The following is a 19992-nucleotide window of genomic DNA, read 5'->3' as shown; positions in this document are numbered from 1 at the left end:
CTGCGACGGCGCTGCGTGACGGGCGACGCGGCCCGAGGTTAGGCGGTGGGGGCTGTGGTGCGATCAAACCGGCCGGCCTTCGCTCCGACGAGGAAGTCAGCCCACTCACCCCATGCCAGGATCAGCGGGTCCTTGTCCGGGTTCAGGGAGTCGCGGAAGCTGACGATCCCGCGATCCAGGAATGCAACTTCGAGGCAGTTGCTTCCGCCGGTGCTGGCCGTCATCCACTCCGCTCGTTCCAGCTGGTCCTTGACCCACGTTGGATCGAGGTGGTTCTTCTCGTCGGCGGAGATGATGCTGCTGTAGTCAGCAGAGGAGGTGTGGGCGTCGTGGGTCACGAGAGATCCTTGGCGATTTGAGCGAGAAGTTCGAGCGATTCCCTCGGCGGAAGGGCGTCCGTCTTCAGGTGATCGCTTGTGGTGCGGTAGTCCGCGACCGTTGCGGGGTCGTTGAGGTGGAGGGCGGTTTTCATGCCCTCGATGGTGACCGAATCGTGGCCGGTCGGGAACGTCCAGGCCATGAACGGACCGTCACAGCCGGCGTGTGCGCCGTGCGACAGCGGGATGACTTGGATGACGATGTTCCGGTGGGTGCTGGCGAGTTCGATCAGGTGCAGTACCTGCGCGCGGACCGTTGCCCGGCCGCCAACCTCCTGCCGCAGTTGGGCCTCTGTGAGTACCGCCCAGATTGGGAGCGGGGTCTTGCGGGAGAGCGCGGCACGGCGGCTGTTCCGGCGTACGGTGATGAAGCGCTGGATGTCGGCGTCGCTCTTCCAGGCACGGCCGGCGATGATCACGGCCAACTCGTAGTCATCATCCTGGAGTAGGCCGTGGACGGCCACCGGGGACCAGATGAACAGGCCGTCGGCGATCTCCAGGTTGGCGAGGTAGTCGCCGAGGGGGTCGTCCGCGACGCCTGGGTACTGCTGGTGCCAGGTGCGGTCGCGTGCGTTCCTGACCATCTCGCGCCAGGCTTCCTGGACAACAGGGCTTGTGATCTCTAATACGGCGAAAAAATGCGGCAGTTGTTGCAGCTTGATGCCCTGCGTGCCGTTCTCGATCTTCGAGATGGTGGACGCGGAGCTGTACCCCAGCTCGTTGGCAGCCTCCTCAACGCTCCAGCCGCGATGCAGCCGGGCGAGTCGAACCTCCATGCCGAGTCGGCGTCGCCGCGGTGTGGGCTCGACGGCCACCTGCACACCTCCCCTTTCCAAGGAAAGGCTAGCGCTTGGGCAGCAGCACGCATATGCCGATTAAGCGAAAAGGACAGAGATTCCTTTTCGACCCTCTTGCCGTTCACCTGACTGAGCGTCATCATCGGTTCACGGTCGGGACCGGGACCGAGCGCCACCCAACGCGGAGCAGGCGCCCCCGTCGGCCATCGAACCTCGTTACACCACAGCCCGATTGCCGCTCGTCGGGTCCGATACCTGGCGCTACAGCCGTCCGCTCTGCGACGGGCCAGGACGGGCCTGCGCGGACGTCCGGGCGGACGGGAGGCAACTTATGGATCAGAGCATCGTTTTGACGGCACTCTCCACAGACCCGGAGCGCGAGCCCGCGCTCGCGACCTTGGCCGAGGGGGCTCGGGCCATCGATTGTCCGGACCTGGGCAGCGGGCGGCTCGTCTTCCCGCGTCATCGGGAGGTCCGCCACCTGCTGCGGCATCCGGGCTTCGTGTGCGCGCCGACCGCCGCCGGCCTGCTGGACGAGATCAGCCCGGTGCTCCGCCCGGTGCTCGAACCGGTCGCGTCGTGGGTGCTCTACGCGGATGCCCCGGAGCACCTGCGGTTGCGGGGCCTGCTGGCGAAGGCGTTCGCACCTCGGCGGATCGCCGCTCTGGAGTCGCAGATCGCAGCGACGGCGGACGCGCTCGTGTCCCGGTTCGTGGCGGCCGGCGGCGGCGACGCGGTGCGCAGTATCGCTGAACCCCTGCCGGTCCACACGATCTGCGCGCTGCTGGGTATCCCGGACAGCGACCAGGGCCTCGTCAAGAGGTGGTCCGACGACGTCATCCTGCTCACCGAACCCGCCCTCACCGGCGACCAGGAGAATCGGCTCGCCGCCGCCTGGGCCGGCCTATGGGACTACTTCACAGGCCTCATCGGGCACCGCCGCGCCCGAGCGGTCGACGACATCGTCTCGGCCCTGGTCGAGGTGGAGGAGCAGGGGAAGCGCCTCACGCTGGAGGAGGCGGTGGCCAACCTGATGGCCCTGCTGATCGGCGGCCACGAGACGACGACGGGGCTGATCGGCGCGTTGCTCATCGCGATTGCGGATCACCCGGAACTGGCGGAAGCGGCGGCTGGGTCGGCGGAGTCCGTCGCCGGGTTCGTCGAGGAGGTTCTGCGCCTGGACGGGCCGGCGCTGATCACCGCCCGGACGGCGGCCGAGGACTGCGAGGTCTTCGGAGTTCCGGTGTCGGCGGGCCGACGGCTTGTGCTGCTCCAGGCATCGGCGAACCGCGACCCCGAGGTGTTCGAGGAACCGCAGGAGTTCCGGCCTGGCCGCCGCCCGAACCCGCACGTCGGCTTCGGGCATGGCCCACACGCCTGCTTCGGTGCCGCGCTGGCCCGCATGGAGGCGGCCGCCGTGATGCGCTCCGTCCTGCGGCGCGGCTGTCAGCTTCACGTGGAGGACGGGGTGACTTGGAAGGCATCGCAGGTGATCCGCTCGGCGACGTTCCTGCCGGTGCAGGTCGAACGGGGGGCGAAACGGTGATCCTGACCGGCGAGGCCATCCGGCGGTTCATCGCCCAGGGTGACATCGTCTTCTCCCCTTACGATCCGGCCGGGGTCAACCCCAACTCCGTCAACTACCACCTGGGCCGCGGGCTGAAGGTCTTCCAGGACCGCACCGGCACGTTTGTGGAGACGGAGCTGCCGGACGAGGGCTACGTGCTGGAGCCGCACCGGATGTACCTCGGGCACACCGAGGAGCAGATCGGCAGCAGCCTGTTCGCGATGCGGCTGATCGGATGCAGCAGCAACGGCCGCCGCGGGCTGTTCCTCCAGCTCTCGGCTGACCTCGGCCACACAACGTCCTGCCACCGCTGGACGCTGGAGATCGTCGCGGCACTGCCGATCCGGATCTACCCCGGCATGGTCGCCGGCCAGGTCTCCTTCTGGTGCAACACCGGGCTCATCCGGCCGACCTCGGCGACCTACGCCCGCTTCAACCACGCCTGCGAGTCCCAGCCGCTGATCGGAGCACCATCGTGATCCTCACCGGACCCCAGATCGCCCGAGAGGTCGAACAAGGCCGCATCAAGATCGACCCGTTCAACCCCCGTCGCTGCACCACCAACAGCTACGACCTGACGCTGGGCAGCCGCGTGGGTGTCTACCTGGACGACATCCTCGACCCGAGGCGCGAGCCCAAGGTCGAATACCGCGAGATCCCGTCGACCGGGTACCTCCTCGAACGCGGCGACTTCGTCCTGGGCCACACCGTCGAGCGCTTCGGCAGCGACGCGCTCGTCCCCATCGTGCACGCCAAGTCCGGGTTCGCCCGCCTTGGTACGTTCGTCCACTGCACCGCTGACCTCATCGACCTCGGCTTCTACGGCTGCTCCACCCTGCAGCTGTACGCCACCCTCCCCACGGTCCTCTACCCCGGCACGCTGGTGGCGCAGGTCAGCTGGTGGGAGACCTTCGGTGAGATCGACCAGCTGTACAGCGGCAAGTACCAGGGGGCGGACGGTCCGATGCCCTCGCGCAGCCACCTCGACGCCTGGGCGGTGGCCACCCGTGGCTGACGACGGCTTCGCCCCCATCCGGCGCGGATCCGCATGCTCGTTCGCCGCCCGGGCCCGCATCGAGGCCGCTCCCGCCTACCCGGGGGCCGAACCGTACGAGGCCGGCCTGGAGGCAGGGCCCGTCCTGACCGACTTCGCGCGCCGCGTCGAAGACGAGGAACTCGACGGCCTGGTCCTCCAGCTCACCGACCCCGGTCTCGGCGCCACCCTCGACGCCGTCGCCACCACCGTCCGGAAAACCGTCACCGGCCTACTGGCCGCGACAGGCGCCGACCCGGCCGCCGAACTCGCGCACGCGGGTGCCGACGGTTGGTGGTTGTGGCTGGCCGACATCCGCTGGTTCCTCGTCGTCTTCGCCTCCTGCTACCCCGACACCTCCCCCCGCTCCACCCACGGCTCGGACTCCACCTTCCTCCTCTTCCAGCCCGTCCACTCCTTCGACCGGCACGCCACCCCCAAGGGCACAGTCATCGCGCCCGCCATCCGGGAGCGCATCCGCGACGCCCACCACGCCGCCGGCACCCCCTACGACTCCGACCTTGCCCAAGGGACCACCGAGGCGTCCAAGTTCGTCGCCGCAATCAACCCTGGTGACCCGCCCGTCGCCTGGTGGCGCCCCGGCCCCACCGAATCGGAGACGACATGACCACCACCGGCCTCGCCACCCTGGCCGATGCCATCGTCGCCACGCACAGCTCCACCGAACCCACGACGTGGGACGCGCCCACCGAACTGCTCGGCGCCGCCGCCGTGCTGTTCACCACCCACCCCGCCGACGGCGCCGATGAACTCCTGGCAGGCATCGCCCGCCTTCTCAGCCATGGCCCCCACCCCGCCGTCACCCTCCACGCCGGCCCGCCCGCCCGGGGCCCGCGTGAACTCGACATCCTCCACCACACCCTCGCGACCGCCGCCGAACCCGGCCGACCGCCCTGGCCCCACGGCCCCGCCGATCCTGCCCGGTTGGCCGCCGCCACCCACGCGCTCACCGCCACCATCCCCTGCCGTCTGACCGCTCTGCGCGCCGCTGCGGTCCTCCACCTCCTGCACCTGCTTCCCGACACCGACGGCTACCTGCACCGCGACCTGATCCGCCGCACCACATGGCTCCTCGACCCCCGCACCGACGACCCGGTCACCCTGCTGCTGACCCTCACCGCCCTCGATGACCCGCTCGCCCCGGCCCCTCGAAGCCGCACCCACACCCGCGAACGCCACCCCGAACCGCTCCCACTCGCCGACTGGGACCTCTGGCCGGCCCCCGGCCAAGTCCTCACCCTGTCCGGGCGCATCACCGCGGTCCGCACTCACAGCCACATCGCCTTCGCCGACGTCGCCTGGGACCGCCACGACGCCCAGTTCGCCTTCGACCCCACCATCGCCACCGACCTGCACGCCGGCGACCTCGTCACCGTCCGGGGCACCTGCGCCACCAGCCGCACCGGCCGCCCGACCCTGTTCGTCCGCCACCTGGAGCACCACGAGCCCGGAGTCCCACCGCCGTTACCTGGCAGCGCCCTCCTCACCCCGCTCCTCGGCCCGCTGCGCGCGCACCTCGCCGCGGGCGGCTTCCGCGAGACGATCAGCCCCGTCCTCACCGACGGCTACTTCGGCGGCGCCGCACGGCCGTTCACCACCTGGGCGTACGCCGCCGGACGCCGCCAGTACCTGCGCGTCACCACCGAACTCGACCTGCTCGCCGTCATCGCGGTTGGCACCGCCCGCTGCTACGAGATCGGCCCGAGTTTCCGCAACGAGGGCCAACGCGGTCGTCCTACCGCCGAGTTCGTGATGCTGGAGGCGTACGCCGCCGACCTCACCCTCGACCAGGCCACCGTCTACCTCGCCGACCTCGTCACCGCCACCACCGGCCTCACCGCCCCGCTGACCCACCAGAGCTTCGACGACGCCTTCCACGAGATCACCGGCATCGACTCGACCGACGCCACCGCAGTCCGGGCCTTGGCTGCCGAGCGCACCCCGTACACCGCCGAGCACACCGACGACCTCGACCGCCTCGCCCGGCGCCTGTGGCGCCACAGCGTCCGCCAGCAACTGCGCGGCCTGACCGCGATCACCGACATCCCCGGCCCGGCCTCACCGCTGATCGCCGGCATCGGTCGGCGCGCCCAGCGCATCTGGCTCTACTCCGACGGCCTCGAACTCGCCGAGATCGCCGCCAACGAACGCGACCCCCACCGACTGGCCGACGCCTTCGCCGCGCAGTTCGCGGCCGACCGCCACCCCGCCCACCGCACCTACCAGCAGGTCATCGACCTGTACGACAACGGACTTCCCCCGTGCGTCGGTTTCGGCATGAGCATCACCCGCCTGGCCGGCCTCCGCCCCACCCCCGTACCGGCCCAGGGCCGAACCCCCGCGCTGCGCGCCACAGAGAGGACTCCATGACCACCACGCCCACCTGGCCCCTGCCCACGGTACCCAGGTCCGCCGAAGCCGTCCGGGCCGCCAGCTACCCCGACTTCGTCGCCATGATCAACCAGACCAACGTGATGCCCGGCGCCCACGCCACGCTCAACACCTGGGCCCTGCACTCCCGCCTCGGCCCGCACCACCGCCTCCTCGACGTCGCCTGCACCACCGGCTTCACCTCGCGCGAACTCGCCCGCCTCACCGGCTGCACCACCACCGGCTTCGACCTCAGCCACGACTCGGTCAACCTCGCCCGCTACAACCACCGCCTCCTTGACCCCACTCTCCAGCTCACCTACCACCAGGCCGACGGCACCACCTACCAGCCTGACCACACCTACAGCCACATCGCCGTCGGCGCGGCCCTCGGCTTCTTCCCCGACCCGCCCGCCATGGCGAACCGGCTGCTCGGCTTCCTCGACAACGGCGGATACGTCCTCGCCGCACCGTTCTGGGCCCCCGAGTTCCTGCCCGACCACGCCGCCGCCGTCCGCCGCGACGTCTTCGGCATCACCAGCCCCATGGAAACCCGCCACCAGGCCCTTGCTCTCTTCGCCGGCCTCGACGTCCTCCACCAGGCCGACCACACCCTCACCCCCGAGCCCGACGACGCCATCGAGCACTATTGCCAGTCCACCGTCGACCGAGCCTGCGCCCAGAGCGGCAACACCGACCCCGCCGTCCGCACCGCCATGACCGATCGCCTGCGCGAGATCAAGCACGCCACCAACACGTTGCGCGCCCACCAGCGCTACACCGTGCTCGTCCTGCGCTACGACGCCGGCGCCCACCCGGACCGCTACGTCGAACTCTTCTGACCACCCAGCGAAAGGCACCACATCCGAGTGATCGTCTTCGTCAACGGCCCGTTCGGCGTCGGCAAGAGCACCACCACCGGCCTGCTCGCCGAACGCCTGCCCCAGGCCCTGGTCATCAACCCCGAGGCCATCGGCCACATGCTCTGGACCCAACTCCCCGAACCCCTGCGCACCGAGGAGTTCGAGCTGGAACCGGTCTGGCCGCCGCTCACCCACTGCATGCTCGACCACGCCGCCCGCGCCTACGGGCGCCCGATCATCGTCCCCATGACCATCGCCCGTCGCAAAGTCTTCGACCGGATCGTCCAGCCCCTGCGCGACGCCGGCCACGACGTCCGGCACTTCACCCTGCTCGCCACGGCCGCCACCATCCGCGAACGCCTGCGCGAACGCGGCGAAGGCCCTGACAAGTGGGGACCGCTCAGCTGGGAGGGCAACCAGGTCGAACGCTGCCTCGAAGCCCTGGGGCAGCCCGGATTCGCCGACCACATCGACACCGAACACCGTCCGGCCGCCGAGATCGCCGACGAGGTCCTCACCCGCACCGGACTCCGGCCCGCAGTCTGACCGCACACCGAGGGCCGGGACAGAGCAACAGGCTCCGTCCCGGCCCTCTACCTCTTCAGCCACGAGGCCGGTGCCAGCCGCCCCCGGCTACGCGACGGTCAGCAGGGAGCGAATTCGGTCCGCCCCGAGCGCCAGCAGCAGGGTGGGAAGCCGGGGGCCGGTGTCCCGGCCCACCAGCAGCTCGTACAGCAGCACGAACAGCTCCCGCTGGGCCAACTTCAGCTCCGGCGACGCGGCGACGTCCAGCGGCAACCCTGCCTGGATCTTCGGCACCCCGTACACCAGGGAGGTCAGCCCGGTGAGCGACCAGTGCTCGTCCAGACCGTCCAACAGCAGCTTCAACGCCTCCCGCTGGGCCGGAGCCAGCTGCTCCAGCCGCTCCCGGTCTGGCTCGGTGCGCACCTGGGTACGGTCCTCGGCCGGAACGTAGGTGGTCACCCACGCCTGCGCGCGGTCGAGCCTGGGCCGGGCCTCCTCCAAGCTCGCCAACGGTTCCTCGATGGTGAAGTCCCGCAGGATGCGCAGGGTCTGTTCCGGATCGCCGGCCGCCACGTCTGCCACCGACGCGAGCGTGCGGAATGGCAGCGGATGCGGGGTGGACGGCAGAGACCCGGCCGCCGGACCGACCGAACGGGCCCGCACCGCTGACTCAAGATCCGTGGCCGTGCCCGCCTCTACCTTGCGTCCGAGCGCGTCCCACTCGTCGTAGAGCCGCAGAATCTCGCCGTCCAGGGCGATCTGGAACGACTGTCGCGGCTGACGGCGGTTGTAGAGCCACCGCAGCACCGGGGGCTCCACGACTTCCAGGATGTCGATCGGGGTGGGCACACCGCCCTTCGAGCTGCTCATCTTCGCCATGCCGCTGATACCGACGAAGGAATAACCGAGGTAGGACGGCGGGAGACCGTCGAACACCTCGCGCACCAACTGCGAGCCGACGGTGAAGCTCGACCCGGGGGATGAATGGTCGACGCCGCCTGCCTCGAAGGTCACGCCCTCGAACGCCCAGCGCATCGGCCAGTCGACTTTCCAGACCAGCTTTCCGCTGTCGGTCCCGGACAGGGCGAAGCCGCCTTCGTGGCCACACTCGCACCGGTACCGGATTTCCGTGCTGGCGTCGTCGAAGTCGGTGACCATGGTGGAATCCCGGTCGCAGACCTCGCAGTAGGGCCGGTAGGGGTAGTAACCTCCGGCACTGGTAGCGGCCAGGTCCTCCTCGTCCTGCTCCACGTCATCCTCGGCGACGACCTTCTTCGTGCGGTACCGGCCGAGGACGCCGTCGATCTGCTGCCGGTGGCGCATCGCGTGAACGATCTGCTCGCGGTAGGCACCAGAGGTATACATCTGCGTCTGGCTGATCTCGTCGACCTCGACACCCAGCTTGGCCAGCGCCGTGCGGAGCGGAGCCTTGAAGTGCTCCGCCCAGCTCTCGTGTTCTCCACACGGGTCGGGCACTGCGGTCAGCGGGCGGCCGATGTGTTCGGCGAAGTTCGCGGGGACACCGGCCGGCACCTTCCGGAGCCGGTCGTAGTCGTCCCAGGACAGCACATGGCGGCACTCCAGTCCCCGGCGCCGAAGTTCGTCCGCCACAAAGTGCGGCACCATGATCTCGCGAAGGTTCCCAAGATGCACTGGGCCGGACGGACTGATCCCGGACGCGCACACCAGTGGAGCCCCGCCACGGCGTTTGCCCTCGGCGATCACCTGGTCCGCAGCCGCGGCCACCCAATCACCTTGCTTCACGCTCATGTCAAGATCCTCCAGCTGATGGACGTTCAGTTGTTAATAGGGTAGAGGTGGTTTAACCCGGCTAGGACCGCGCCGCGACAGGGCGTGAGAGTTCCCCGGCTGCGACTAGGGAGCAATAGTCAAGAGTTGTGGCTGAGGCCCTCCGATTCGACGGCGATGATCTCGGCTGCTGCGAGCCGGGCTTCTTCTCGCACCTTTGGGTCGGGGTGATGGAGGAAGGGATCGATCAGCGGCCGGGCCTGCGAGTCGTGGGTGGCGCCGAGGAGTCCGGCGACGGCACCCTGGAGTACACCACTGCCGACGACACCACCATCGTTCTGAACTACAGCGTTCAGTAGGGCACCGGGAGTTGAACCGCGAGCCGCGCTTGTTGCGTGACCTCGCAGGTCACCGGACCTGCTGATCTGCTTGCGGGCCGCCGCCCCTCCCGGTCGCCATCGCCCGTAGGGCGTCGACGGCGAGGCGGGCGGTGGTGCCGATGGCGGCGTCGGCGGCGGGGAGGGTGATGGTGGTGGCGGCGGCGCGGGTGAAGATGGCGAGGGCGTAGCGGCCGCCGTCGGGGTATTCGACGACGCCGACCTCGTGGCGCAGGGTCGGGAGGGTGCCGGTCTTGCCGTGGACGCGGACGTCGTCGTAGGGGAAGCCGGAGGCGAGGCGGTGCGGCCAGACCTGGAGGCCGAGCAGGCGGCGGAGGGCGGCGCCGTGTTCGCCGGGGCAGGCGTCGCCGTGCCAGAGGGCGGCGAGCAGGGTGGTCATGTCGCGGGCGGTGCTGCGGTTGGTGAAGGTGGGGTCGAGGACTCTGAGGCGGGCGACGACGGCGGGGTCGACGGGGGAGTCGCGGCCGGTGTCCTCGGCGAGGGCGGCGATGAGGTCGCGGAGCTTGTGGACGGCGACGGTGCGGGTCAGGCCGAGGTCGGCCATGGTGCGGTTGACGGTGTCGAGGCCGATCTCGTCCCAGAGGACGTCGGCGGCGGCGTTGTCGCTGACGGCGACGGTCAGGTAGGCGAGGTCGCGCAGGGAGAGCCGGGCGGCGTCGAGCATGGCGGCCAGGCCGGTGCCTCCGGAGGTGCGGCCGGCGGCGGGGACGTCCACCTGCCGGGTGAGGTCGATCCGTCCGGCGGCGGCCTCGCGGAAGAGCGTGACCAGGAGGCAGAGTTTGTGGACGCTGGAGGTGCTGACCGGGGTGTCGGCGTCGAGGGCGATCTCGGTGCCGGTGTCGAGGTCGCGGACGTGCAGCCGGCCGCTGACGCCGGCGTCGGCGAAGGCGGCGGCGATGCGGGCGCGCGCGGTGCGGGCGCCGGCGGGGCGGTCGCCGGATGCGCGGTTGCCGAAGGCGCGGTCGCTGGTCACAGCGGGAACTCCATTGCGGGCCGGGGGAAGAGCGGGGGGTTGGGCGGCTGGGGCAGGAGGCCGCCGTGTTCGGTCAGCGCCTCGTGGGCGGCTTCGGCGAACAGCCGGACGGCGGGCCCGCCGCTTCCGGTCGGCCAGGCCGTGGAGGTGCGCCAGGCCAGCGGGGTGCCGGTCAGCGGACGCCAGACTGTACCCGGTGGCGGTGCGGTGCGTGGCACCAGGGCGACGGCGCTGCCGGTGAGCACGAGTGCGCCCGCGACGTCCGGGCCGGGCGGGTCGACGACGGCCTCGGGAGTGCAGCCGTGCCGGGTCAGGGTGGTGAGCATCTCGTCGTAGAGCGCGGGGGCGGTGGCGCGGGGGAAGAACACCAGGCGCCGGCCGGTCAGTTCGGCCACGGCCAGCTCCGGGCGGTCGGCGTCCGGGCTCCCGGCGGCGAGCAGGACGCCGAGCGGCTGGTGCAGGACCGGCCCGAACGCCAGCCCGGCGGCCGGACACGGGTGGCGGACGACGGCGACGTCCACCGTGTGCTGGGCGAGTTCGCGCGCCATGACCGCGACCGGCAGTTCCCGCAGTTCGAGCCGGGTGCCGGGGGAGGCGCTCTCGAAGCCGGTGAGCAGCGCGGCCAGGACGGCCGGCCCCAGCTCGGGCGGCACGGCCGCGCGCAGGGTGCCCGCTCGGCCGGTGCGCAGGTCGGCGGCGGTGGCGAGGAGGCGGGCGGTGCTCTCCAGCACCTCCTTCGCCTCCGCGAGCAGCAGCAGGCCCGCCGGGGTGAGCTCGACTCCGCGCGGGCCGCGGTCGAACAGGGTCACGCCGAGCTCGCGCTCCAGACGCTTGATCCGCTGGGAGAGCGAGGGCTGGGCGATCCGCAGGCGCTCGGCGGCGCGGCCGAAGTGCCGGTCCTCGGCGACAGCGCGGAAGTGGCGTAGGTGCCCCAACAGGTCCATGGCCAGCAATCATAGGCATTCTTATATCGATCTCTTCACCATAGTGGTCTTGGACTGGTGGCCCGTCGGCCTGTTTAGCTGAGGGTGACGACACGAACCACCTGGGAGACCACCGATGACGACTGCCCTCCGCCGCCCCCGTACCGTGCTGCCTGCCGTGGCCCTGCTCGCGGCCGCCCTGCTGAGCGGGTGCGGCTCTGCGGGACTCAGTAGCCATGCGGGTGCCGGCACGCCCGCCGCGGCATCCAGCGCGATGCCTGCGGCAGATACGACGAGCGCTTCCTTCAAGGGGCTTGAGCAGCAGTTCGGCGCCCGCCTCGGCGTGTACGCGGTGGACACCGGCAGCGGCCGGGAGATCGCCTACCGGGCCGACGAGCGGTTCGCGTTCGCGTCCACGATCAAGTCGCTCGCCGCCGGCGCCCTCCTGCGCAAGGCCTCCGACGCGGAGCTGGACAAGGTGGTCGCGTACCGCCAGGAGGACGTGCTGTCGTGGGCGCCGATCACCTCGCAGCACGTCGCCACCGGCATGAAGGTGCGTGATCTGGCCGCCGCCGCGATCCAGTACAGCGACAACACCGCAGCCAACCTCGTCATGGCCGAGCTCGGCGGCCCGGCGGCCGTCCAGCAGTCGCTGCGCGACCTCGGGGACCAGACCACCAGCGTCGACCGCACCGAGCCCACCCTCAACGAGGCGACCCCGGGCGACACCCGCGACACCAGCACCCCCAGCGCCTTCGCCGCCGACCTGCGCCGCTACGCCCTCGGCGACGTCCTCGCGGAGGACCGGCGCCGACTGCTGACCGACTGGCTCGTCGGCAACACCACCGGCGCCCCCTACATCCGCGCGGGCGTGCCCACCGACTGGAAGGTCGGCGACAAGACCGGCAACGGCGGCTACGGCACCCGCAACGACGCCGCCGTCGCATGGCCCTCCGGCGGCCGGAGCCCGGTCGTGATCGTCGTCCTGTCCGACCGCGGCAAGGCCGACGCCACCTCCGACGACGCGCTGATCGCCCAGGCCACGAAGACCGTCGTCGGCGCCCTCGGCTGAACACCCCCGACCACCAAGAGCCCCGACCACCAAGAGCCCTGACCGCCAAGAGCCCTGACCGCCAAGAGCCCTGACCGCCAAGAGCGCCGACCACCAGGAGCCCCGACCGCCGTGATCCACCCCACCCGCCGGACCGCCACGGACGCCGACTTCACCAGACGCCGCTTCGCCCAGCTCGCCGCCCTGGGCATCGCCGCCGGAGCCGCGCCGATCGCCGCCTCGGCCCCGGCCTCCGCCTCGGCCCCGGCCTCCGCCTCGGCCCCGGCGTCCACCTCCGCGGGTACGCCGTCCGCCTCCCGCCCGCACTACGACCGCGCCCGCCGCCTCGCCGGCGACGACCCCGTGCTGCGCGCCCTGGTGACGGCGCTGACCCCCGGCTCCGACCTTCCCCAACTGCCCGCGCCTGCGCCCGTCAAGCTGTTCGACAACCTCGTGCTCCTGAGCGCGGGTTGGGTCTCCGCGATGGCGGTGCTGACGGACGACGGCATCGTGCTGATCGACGCACTCACCTCCCCGGCCGACGCCGACGCCATCATCGTTCCCGGGCTGCGCGCAGTCGGAGCCGATCCGGCGGCGATCAAACACGTCGTCCTCACCCACGGCCATTCGGACCACTTCGGCGGCGCGCAAACCCTCGCCGACCGCTACGGCGCCCGCGTGCACATGTCCCCGGCCGACTGGGACCTCCTCGCCCGCACCCGCCCGGCCGACGCCCCCGCCCGGGACCTCGACATCGCGGACGGCGAGCAGCTCACGCTCGGCGGCACGACGATCGAGCTGCACCACACCCCGGGCCACACCCCCGGCACCGTCTCGCCGGTCATCCCCGTCCGGGCCGGCCGCCGGCACCACAGCGCGATGCTGTGGGGCGGCCTCAACCCGCCCTCGACGGTGGAGGAACTGCGCACCTTCCTCGCGTCCGTCCAGGCCTTCCGGGCCGTCATGCGCCGGGCGAACGTGGAGGTCGAGCTCTCCAACCACCCGAACGACCACGGCCTCGAACGCGCCGAACAACTGCGCCACCAGCCGCCCGGCGCCGCGAACCCCTTCCTCCTCGGCGGCCCCCGGACGCAGCGGTACATGGCAGTCATGGACGCGATGCTGCGCGGCCGGATCACCGACGCCGAGGCTCCGACGGCCCGGGCCGTCGCGGCACCGCTCACCTGCTGCTGAGCGTCCGGATCATTCCCGACCGGGGGCGGACGTGCCGGGGGCGGACGTGCCGGGGGAGTGCGGCGCCTTCGAGTCCTGTTCCCCGAGGTGGGTGTCCAAGGCGGTGTTCAGGTCGGCCATGAATGCTTCGAACTGCTCCAGGAGCCGGGGCGGGTAGTTCGACATCGCGGCGTCGAGGCGGTGGGCGACCGGGTCGAAGAACTCCTCCGCCCGTTCCCGGATGTGCCCGCCGCCGCGCAGGGTGACGATGCGCCGGTCGGTGTGTTCACGGGCGCGGGTGATGTGTCCCGCGGCTTCGAGGCGGTTCAGGAGTGCGGTGGTCGCTCCCGTGGACAGGGAGATCCGTTCGCTGAGCCGTGCCGGTGACAGGGGGGTTCCGCGCTCCTCGGCGGCGGTGATCTGGAGCAGCGCGGTGGCGTCGGTGGAGTGCAGGCCGAGCCAGGCGGCGAAGCGGCGGCCGAGCTCCGTGTAGTGGGTGCCGTAGATCCTCAGCGCTTCAGTCAGCCGCTCGCGCTGTTCCGCGACCATGTCGCGTTGTTCCGCGGCCTTGTCGCGCTTGGCCTCTTCCACGGGACCCTCCACCCTTGTCGTCCGCCGCGCGGTCACATCGGCATTCCAGGTTGACAACCTATCTCCATCATTTTACCTTCACTGTGAAATTACTTCACCATGGAGGTATCTGCTCGTGTCCGCCCCTGCCCCTACCCTCGGCACCACCACCGAGCCCTACCGATGGCGGTGGCTGATCCTGGCGGTCATGATCACGGCCGAGATCATGGACCTCCTGGACGCTTCGATCGTCAACGTCGCCGGCCCGGACCTGGAGGAATCCCTCGGCTCCGGCCCCGTCGGACTGCAATGGGTCATCGGCGGCTACGCCCTCACCCTGGGCGCCGGCCTGGTCCTCGGCGGCCGCCTCGGCGACCGGTACGGCCGGCGCCGGATGTTCCTGATCGGCCTGGCCGCCTTCACCGCGAGCTCGCTGCTGTGCGCGCTCGCGCCGAACATCGAGTCGTTGATCGCCTTCCGCCTGCTGCAGGGCACCGCCGGGGCGCTGCTGCTGCCCCAGGGCCTGGGCCTGCTGCGGGAGAACTTCTCCGGCCCCGAGCTCACCAAGGTCTTCGCGATCTTCGGGCCCGTCCTCGGTCTGGGCGGCATCATCGGTCCGGTCCTGGGCGGCTTCCTCGTCGAGGGCGACTTCTTCCGCCTCGGCTGGCGATCGGTGTTCCTGATCAACCTGCCCATCGGACTCGCGGCCCTGATCGTCGCCGCGAAGTTCGTCCCCGACAGGGCGGGCAGCCGCACGGTACGGGTCGACATCACCGGCGCGGCCCTGATCGTGGCCTCGTGTGCCCTGCTCGTGCTGCCGCTGAACCAGGGACAGGAGGACGGCTGGCCGCTGTGGACCTGGCTGAGCATGGCCGCCTCCGTGATCGGCTTCGCCCTGTTCGCCCTTCAGCAGCGCCGAACGGCCGCCGCGGGCCGCGAACCGCTGGTGACCCCCGCCCTGCTCCGCAAGCCCGCCTTCACCGTCGGGCTCGGCGGCATCGCCCTGTTCTTCGGCGGGATGATCGGCACCCAGCTCGTCCTGACCCTCTACCTCCAGATCGGCAGGCACTTCACCGCAGGTGAGGCGGGACTGGGCAACCTGCCCCTCGCGGTGGGCACCGCGATCGGCGGCGCCGTCAGCGGCGCCTTCCTCGTGAACAGGATCGGCCGTGGCGTGCTCCAGATCGGACCGCTGGTCCAGCTCGCCGGTGCGGCCGCGCTGTGGTTCGAACTCGACGGCCTCGACACCGCCACCTTCTCCATCTGGGACGTCGTTCCCGGCACCGTCGTGGCGGGCATCGGCGCCGGCATGGTGATCGCCGCCCTGTTCAGCTTCATCCTCGCCGCCGTCGACGACCACGAGATCGGCTCCGCATCCGGAGTCCTGACCGCGGTCCAGGCGGTCGGCGGCTCCATCGGCGTCGCCGTCTTCGGCTCGGTCTTCTTCGACCAGGTCAGGACCGGCGACTTCACCACCGGCTTCCACCACGCGCTGATCGTCCAGGCGTGCCTGCTGGTGGCATTCCTCGCCATCACCTTCCTCCTGCCCAGGGAGGCCCGCCCCGACGAGGAGCAGCACGGCGCAACCCCCGAGGCCGCCACCGACCCCGGCACCAGGCACCTCGCCGTCTGACGACGGGGCGGGAGACCGCGCCGCACCGGCGACCTGAGCGGCCAGGTCGGTGCCGAGACCCACGTGCACAACGACTACGTCACTGGCGGCCTGGAGTCGGCCCGGGTGGCCGGGGCCGGCTACCTGGTGCCTGCCGCAGCGCACGTGTCCTTCGCCCGCACCCCGGTGGCCGACGCTTCCGCAGGAGGCCGTCATTCCCGCGCGCCGAGGTGGTAGACGGTGACGCCGCCGGCGCTCGCGACGGGACGGTAGCCGGCGGCGGGGAGGGCGCGAAGGGCTTCGGCCTCCCGGCGGGCGGGGAAGAGGCCGTCCCGCGGGTGGTCGGGGGCCGCGACCCAGTCGGGCTTCGCGCCGGGTCCTCCGGGGTAGTACGGGAAGAGGAAAACCCGGGTGCGGTCGGTGAGTTGGGGCGCGATGCCGTTGGCGGCAGCCACCTGCGCACCGTCCGGGATCACCCGCAGCACCCCGCGCACGGCGTCGGCCGTCGCGTCGCGCTGCCAGGTGGCGGGCCGGGCCAGCTCGGCGAGGGGGCGGAAGGGCAGGGCGGCGGCCGTCACCGCGAGCCCGACGGCCACGAGGCCGCAGGCCGTCCACCGCCGCAGGCCGTGCCGCGCGCGGAGCCGGGCCAGGGCGTCGGCGAAGGCGACGAAGATGATCGGCATCAGGACGGCGCCGTAGTGGAAGCCCGTCCCCCAGTAGGCGGGGTTGGTGGACCAGAACCGCCAGGCGAGCGTGGGGAGCGCGAGCAGGATCAGCGGCGAACGCAGCGCCAGGAACGCGGTGGGGGCCAGCAGCACGGCGACGGTCCCCCACTTCTGGGCGGGCAGGAGCAGCCTGGTCACGGGGTCGCCGGACGGACCGTCCACGTTGGACAGGTAGGTGTAGACGCCGTCGGGGTTGAGGGCCGGGATGACGACCAGCACCACCAGCGCCACGGTGGCGGCGGCGAGCGCGACGACGGCCGCGCCGAGTCGGCGGCGGCCGTGCCAGAACAGGTAGCAGCCGACGGCCACGACCGTCGCCGCCTGGTCCTCCTTCACGAGCAGCAACGGCAGCGCGCACCACGCGGCCGCGCGCCACCTCCGCAGCGTCAGCCGCTCCAGGGTGAAGGCCAACAGCGGTACGGCGAACGCGATTTCGTGGAAGTCGAAGGCCGCCGCCTGCTGCAGGCCGACCGACAGCCCGTACCCGACGCCGATGCCCGCGCCCGCCCACGGACCGGCCGCCCGCGCCGCCACCCTGGTCACCGGGACGGCGGACACGGCGAGCAGCGCCGCCTGGGCGACCAGCAGGGTCAGCGGGGAGGGGAACGCCCGGTAGAGCGGTGCGAGGGTGGCCAGGATCGGGTGGAAGTGGTCCCCGAGCAGGTGGAAGCCCGGCCCCTTCAGCTCGGAGACCGGCGCGCGGCCCTCGGCGTAGCCGCGGACGGCCTGCTCGAAGATCCCCAGGTCGAAGCCGGACGTCCGCAGGTGCAGGTGGCGGGAGACGGACAGCGCGCTGTAGGCGGCGAACAGCGCGGCGGCGAGCGCCCAGGGCAGCAGGGCGGTCCGGCCCGGCCGGGCCTGGGGCTGGGACTGGAGCTGGGGCTGGGACTGGAGCTGGGGTTCGACCGTGGCGCGGGGTGCGCGGGTCAGGGTCAGAGTCACGGGGGCTCACCTCGCGGTAGGGCGGACGTGGGGCGACCCCCGAAGCGTCCGACCCGCCCTCTGAAGATCCGCTGAAAGAGCCTGAAAGCACCTTCAGGAACCGCGACACCCCCCGTGACATGCTGAGACGCATGCGCGTACTGGTGGTGGAGGACGAGACCCGGATGGCCGACGCTCTCCGGGACGGGCTCGAAGCGGAGGGCTACACCGTGGACGTCGTCCACGACGGCCGCTCCGGCCTCTGGTACGCGCGCACCGGCGACTACCGGGCGATCCTGCTGGACGTCATGCTCCCCGGCCTCAACGGCTACCGGGTCTGCGCCCAACTGCGCCAGGAAGGCGTCACCACCCCGATCCTGATGCTCACCGCCAAGGACGGCGAGTACGACGAGATCGAGGCCCTGGACACCGGCGCCGACGACTACCTCGCCAAGCCCTTCTCCTACCCGGTCCTGGTGGCCCGGCTGCGCGCCCTGGTCCGCCGCGGCGGCGCCGAACGCCCGCCCGCGCTGACCGTCGGCGACCTGGTCCTCGACCCCGCCGACCGCTCCTGCCGTCGTGCCGACACCCCGGTCGCCCTCACACCCCGCGAGTACGCCGTCCTGGAGTGCCTGGCCGAACGCCCCGGCGAGGTCGTCGCCAAGACCACCATCCTCGACCAGGTCTGGGAGAGCGGCTACGAGGGCGACCCGAACATCGTGGAGGTGTACGTCAGCGCCCTGCGCCGCAAGATCGACGTCCCGTTCGGCCGGAACTCCATCCTCACCGTGCGCGGTACCGGCTACCGGCTGGACTCCCGTGGCTAGGCCGCCGCGGCTGCCCCGGCTGCTGCGCTCACTGCGCTCGCTGCGGGCCCGTTCCGCGGCGGCGGCCGGCCTGGCCGCGGCCGCCGCCTTCACCGCGGGCGCGTTCTGGCTCAGCCACAGCCTCTACGACTCCCAGTTGGACGACGCGAAGGCTGCCGCGCAGGCCCGCCTCGACGTGGCGGTCGCAGACATGCGCACCGGCCACGTCCCGGCGAGCGGACTGCTCGGCGGCGACCGCACCTACGCCCTCGTCCTGGACTCCGGCCGGCTCCTGGAGGTCAGCCCCGACCTCGAACCCTTCCGCGCCCAGGTCGCCGCCCAGCTCACGCCGCTGCCCGCAGACGAGCAGGTCTCCCGCACCCTCACACTCGACGCCCCGGCCACCGCCACCGCCAGCCGCCTGGCCCACCACACCCTCCCCCTGTACGGGCAGAGCGCCGGCGGCATCAGCGGCTACTCCATCCAGTCCGGCTTCGGCGAACCCGACCGGGGCGAGCGCACCGTCACCGCCTACCTGGTCGTACCGCCCTGGGACGCCGAACGCGTCCAGGAGTCCGTCCAACGGCTGCTGCTGGTCGCCGGGCCCTTCGCCGTCCTGCTGGTGGCCGCCATCGCCTGGGCGGTCACCGCCCGGGCGATGCGCCGGGTCGAGGCGATCCGCGCCCAGATGGCCTCCATCACCGCCCAGCACCTCGACCGGCGCGTCCCCGTCCCGCCCACCGCCGACGAGATCGCCCACCTCGCCACCACCACCAACCAGACCCTCCAGAAGCTCGACCACGCCGTCACCGCCCAGCGCCGCTTCGTCGCCGACGCCTCCCACGAACTGCGCAGTCCCCTCGCCGGACTGCGCACCTCCCTGGAGGTCGCCCTCACCCACCCCGACCGCACCGACTGGCCCACCGTCGTCCGCGCCGCCCGCGCCGACACCGTCCGCCTCCAGCACCTCGCCGACGACCTGCTCCTGCTCGCCCGCCCGCCCGTCGCCGCACCGGCCCACCACACCCGGGTCGAACTCACCGACCTCGCCCGCGACGTCGCCGCCGAACTCCCGCACGGCACCAGCCGGATCACCGTCCACGCCGACCGCCCGCTGGAAGTCCCCGGAAACGCCGCCCAACTCCACCGCCTGCTCCGCAACCTGCTGGAGAACGCGCTGCGCCACGCCGCCGACCGCGTCACCGTCACCCTCACCGAGGACCCCGGCCCCGACGGCCACTGGGCCGTCCTCGAAGTCCTGGACGACGGCCCCGGCATCCCCGCCCCCGACCGTGAACGCGTCTTCGCCCCCTTCACCCGCCTCGACGAGGCCCGCACCCGCGACACCGGCGGCGCCGGACTCGGCCTCGCCATCGCCCGCGACCTGGCAACCCGCCACCACGGCACCCTCACCCTCGCCGATTCCCCCACCGGCGCCCGCTTCCTCCTCCGCCTCCCCCTGCCACCCCACCCCGCCCGCACTCCGTGAGCCCCGCCCGGCCCAGCGCTTGACCAGGTCGTCAACCGACTGCTGCGGC

The 19992-nt window shown here is 71.7% G+C and carries 20 protein-coding genes; 13 read left to right on the top strand and 7 right to left on the bottom strand.

What is annotated here, in order from left to right; all coding sequences use genetic code 11:
* Positions 1 to 38: 38 nt before the first annotated feature.
* Together ACFVX9_RS00730 and ACFVX9_RS00725 are read right to left on the bottom strand one after the other, a co-directional pair.
* Complete coding sequence (locus ACFVX9_RS00730) at positions 39 to 338, bottom strand: DUF397 domain-containing protein (RefSeq protein ID WP_387979672.1); 300 nt, start codon at positions 336 to 338, stop codon at positions 39 to 41.
* The gene (locus ACFVX9_RS00725) at positions 335 to 1192 is read right to left on the bottom strand and encodes a helix-turn-helix domain-containing protein (RefSeq protein WP_387979670.1); all 858 of its coding nucleotides are present in this window, start codon (positions 1190 to 1192) and stop codon (positions 335 to 337) included. Before ACFVX9_RS00725 ends, ACFVX9_RS00730 begins: the two co-directional genes overlap by 4 nt.
* A gap of 313 nt (positions 1193 to 1505) precedes the next feature.
* Between ACFVX9_RS00725 and ACFVX9_RS00720 the strand changes: the two genes are divergently transcribed.
* From ACFVX9_RS00720 to ACFVX9_RS00690, 7 genes are read left to right on the top strand one after another with little or no spacing between them, the layout of a single operon-like run.
* Entirely contained in the window at positions 1506 to 2720 is a 1215-nt protein-coding gene (locus ACFVX9_RS00720; RefSeq protein WP_387979668.1) for a cytochrome P450, read from the top strand.
* Positions 2717 to 3220 carry a deoxycytidine deaminase gene (locus tag ACFVX9_RS00715; protein ID WP_387979666.1) on the top strand — a complete coding sequence of 168 codons (504 nt, stop codon included), beginning with the start codon at positions 2717 to 2719 and terminating at the stop codon, positions 3218 to 3220. The genes ACFVX9_RS00720 and ACFVX9_RS00715 overlap by 4 nt, the downstream gene beginning before the upstream one ends.
* Positions 3217 to 3756 (top strand): dCTP deaminase, encoded by a 540-nt coding sequence (gene dcd, locus ACFVX9_RS00710; protein WP_387979664.1) that lies wholly within the window; start codon positions 3217 to 3219, stop codon positions 3754 to 3756. Before ACFVX9_RS00715 ends, dcd begins: the two co-directional genes overlap by 4 nt.
* Positions 3749 to 4402 (top strand): hypothetical protein, encoded by a 654-nt coding sequence (locus ACFVX9_RS00705; RefSeq protein ID WP_387979662.1) that lies wholly within the window; start codon positions 3749 to 3751, stop codon positions 4400 to 4402. The genes dcd and ACFVX9_RS00705 overlap by 8 nt, the downstream gene beginning before the upstream one ends.
* Entirely contained in the window at positions 4399 to 6165 is a 1767-nt protein-coding gene (locus tag ACFVX9_RS00700; RefSeq protein ID WP_387979660.1) for an amino acid--tRNA ligase-related protein, read from the top strand. The genes ACFVX9_RS00705 and ACFVX9_RS00700 overlap by 4 nt, the downstream gene beginning before the upstream one ends.
* Positions 6162 to 7007 (top strand): class I SAM-dependent methyltransferase, encoded by an 846-nt coding sequence (locus ACFVX9_RS00695; RefSeq protein ID WP_387979658.1) that lies wholly within the window; start codon positions 6162 to 6164, stop codon positions 7005 to 7007. The genes ACFVX9_RS00700 and ACFVX9_RS00695 overlap by 4 nt, the downstream gene beginning before the upstream one ends.
* Before the next feature lie 27 nt (positions 7008 to 7034).
* Entirely contained in the window at positions 7035 to 7574 is a 540-nt protein-coding gene (locus ACFVX9_RS00690; RefSeq protein ID WP_387979656.1) for an AAA family ATPase, read from the top strand.
* An 87-nt stretch (positions 7575 to 7661) separates the two neighbouring features.
* On the opposite strand, the gene lysS is transcribed toward ACFVX9_RS00690, so the two are convergent.
* Positions 7662 to 9323 carry a lysine--tRNA ligase gene (lysS, locus tag ACFVX9_RS00685; RefSeq protein WP_387979654.1) on the bottom strand — a complete coding sequence of 554 codons (1662 nt, stop codon included), beginning with the start codon at positions 9321 to 9323 and terminating at the stop codon, positions 7662 to 7664.
* Between the two features lie 128 nt (positions 9324 to 9451).
* Here lysS and ACFVX9_RS00680 point away from each other — a divergent pair, with 128 nt between their 5' ends.
* Positions 9452 to 9661, top strand: coding sequence for a hypothetical protein (locus tag ACFVX9_RS00680; RefSeq protein WP_387979652.1), 210 nt, complete (start codon positions 9452 to 9454; stop codon positions 9659 to 9661).
* A gap of 49 nt (positions 9662 to 9710) precedes the next feature.
* On the opposite strand, the gene ACFVX9_RS00675 is transcribed toward ACFVX9_RS00680, so the two are convergent.
* Both ACFVX9_RS00675 and ACFVX9_RS00670 read right to left on the bottom strand, forming a co-directional pair.
* Positions 9711 to 10673: a serine hydrolase gene (locus ACFVX9_RS00675; protein WP_387979650.1), complete on the bottom strand. Its 963-nt coding sequence runs from the start codon at positions 10671 to 10673 to the stop codon at positions 9711 to 9713.
* Complete coding sequence (locus ACFVX9_RS00670; protein WP_363367787.1) at positions 10670 to 11617, bottom strand: LysR substrate-binding domain-containing protein; 948 nt, start codon at positions 11615 to 11617, stop codon at positions 10670 to 10672. The genes ACFVX9_RS00675 and ACFVX9_RS00670 overlap by 4 nt, the downstream gene beginning before the upstream one ends.
* 115 nt (positions 11618 to 11732) lie before the next feature.
* Here ACFVX9_RS00670 and bla point away from each other — a divergent pair, with 115 nt between their 5' ends.
* Together bla and ACFVX9_RS00660 are read left to right on the top strand one after the other, a co-directional pair.
* Positions 11733 to 12668 carry a class A beta-lactamase gene (bla, locus tag ACFVX9_RS00665; RefSeq protein WP_387979648.1) on the top strand — a complete coding sequence of 312 codons (936 nt, stop codon included), beginning with the start codon at positions 11733 to 11735 and terminating at the stop codon, positions 12666 to 12668.
* Positions 12669 to 12779: 111 nt separating this feature from the next.
* Positions 12780 to 13841, top strand: coding sequence for an MBL fold metallo-hydrolase (locus ACFVX9_RS00660; RefSeq protein WP_387979646.1), 1062 nt, complete (start codon positions 12780 to 12782; stop codon positions 13839 to 13841).
* Between the two features lie 9 nt (positions 13842 to 13850).
* On the opposite strand, the gene ACFVX9_RS00655 is transcribed toward ACFVX9_RS00660, so the two are convergent.
* Positions 13851 to 14369: a MarR family winged helix-turn-helix transcriptional regulator gene (locus ACFVX9_RS00655; protein ID WP_387979913.1), complete on the bottom strand. Its 519-nt coding sequence runs from the start codon at positions 14367 to 14369 to the stop codon at positions 13851 to 13853.
* A 229-nt stretch (positions 14370 to 14598) separates the two neighbouring features.
* Between ACFVX9_RS00655 and ACFVX9_RS00650 the strand changes: the two genes are divergently transcribed.
* Positions 14599 to 16023 (top strand): MFS transporter, encoded by a 1425-nt coding sequence (locus tag ACFVX9_RS00650; RefSeq protein ID WP_380478826.1) that lies wholly within the window; start codon positions 14599 to 14601, stop codon positions 16021 to 16023.
* A 191-nt stretch (positions 16024 to 16214) separates the two neighbouring features.
* Here the strand turns inward: ACFVX9_RS00650 and ACFVX9_RS00645 are convergent, their stop codons facing one another.
* The gene (locus ACFVX9_RS00645; RefSeq protein ID WP_387979644.1) at positions 16215 to 17669 is read right to left on the bottom strand and encodes a DUF2079 domain-containing protein; all 1455 of its coding nucleotides are present in this window, start codon (positions 17667 to 17669) and stop codon (positions 16215 to 16217) included.
* A gap of 131 nt (positions 17670 to 17800) precedes the next feature.
* On the opposite strand from ACFVX9_RS00645, the gene ACFVX9_RS00640 reads away from it, so the two are divergent.
* Positions 17801 to 18475, top strand: coding sequence for a response regulator transcription factor (locus ACFVX9_RS00640; RefSeq protein ID WP_380380060.1), 675 nt, complete (start codon positions 17801 to 17803; stop codon positions 18473 to 18475).
* Positions 18468 to 19943 carry an ATP-binding protein gene (locus ACFVX9_RS00635; protein WP_380478734.1) on the top strand — a complete coding sequence of 492 codons (1476 nt, stop codon included), beginning with the start codon at positions 18468 to 18470 and terminating at the stop codon, positions 19941 to 19943. Before ACFVX9_RS00640 ends, ACFVX9_RS00635 begins: the two co-directional genes overlap by 8 nt.
* Positions 19944 to 19992 lie beyond the last annotated feature (49 nt).

It is taken from the genome of Kitasatospora sp. NPDC058243 (assembly GCF_042882025.1).
In the GTDB taxonomy this organism is placed as follows: domain Bacteria; phylum Actinomycetota; class Actinomycetes; order Streptomycetales; family Streptomycetaceae; genus Kitasatospora.
This window is presented reverse-complemented; position numbering and strand designations above follow the sequence as displayed.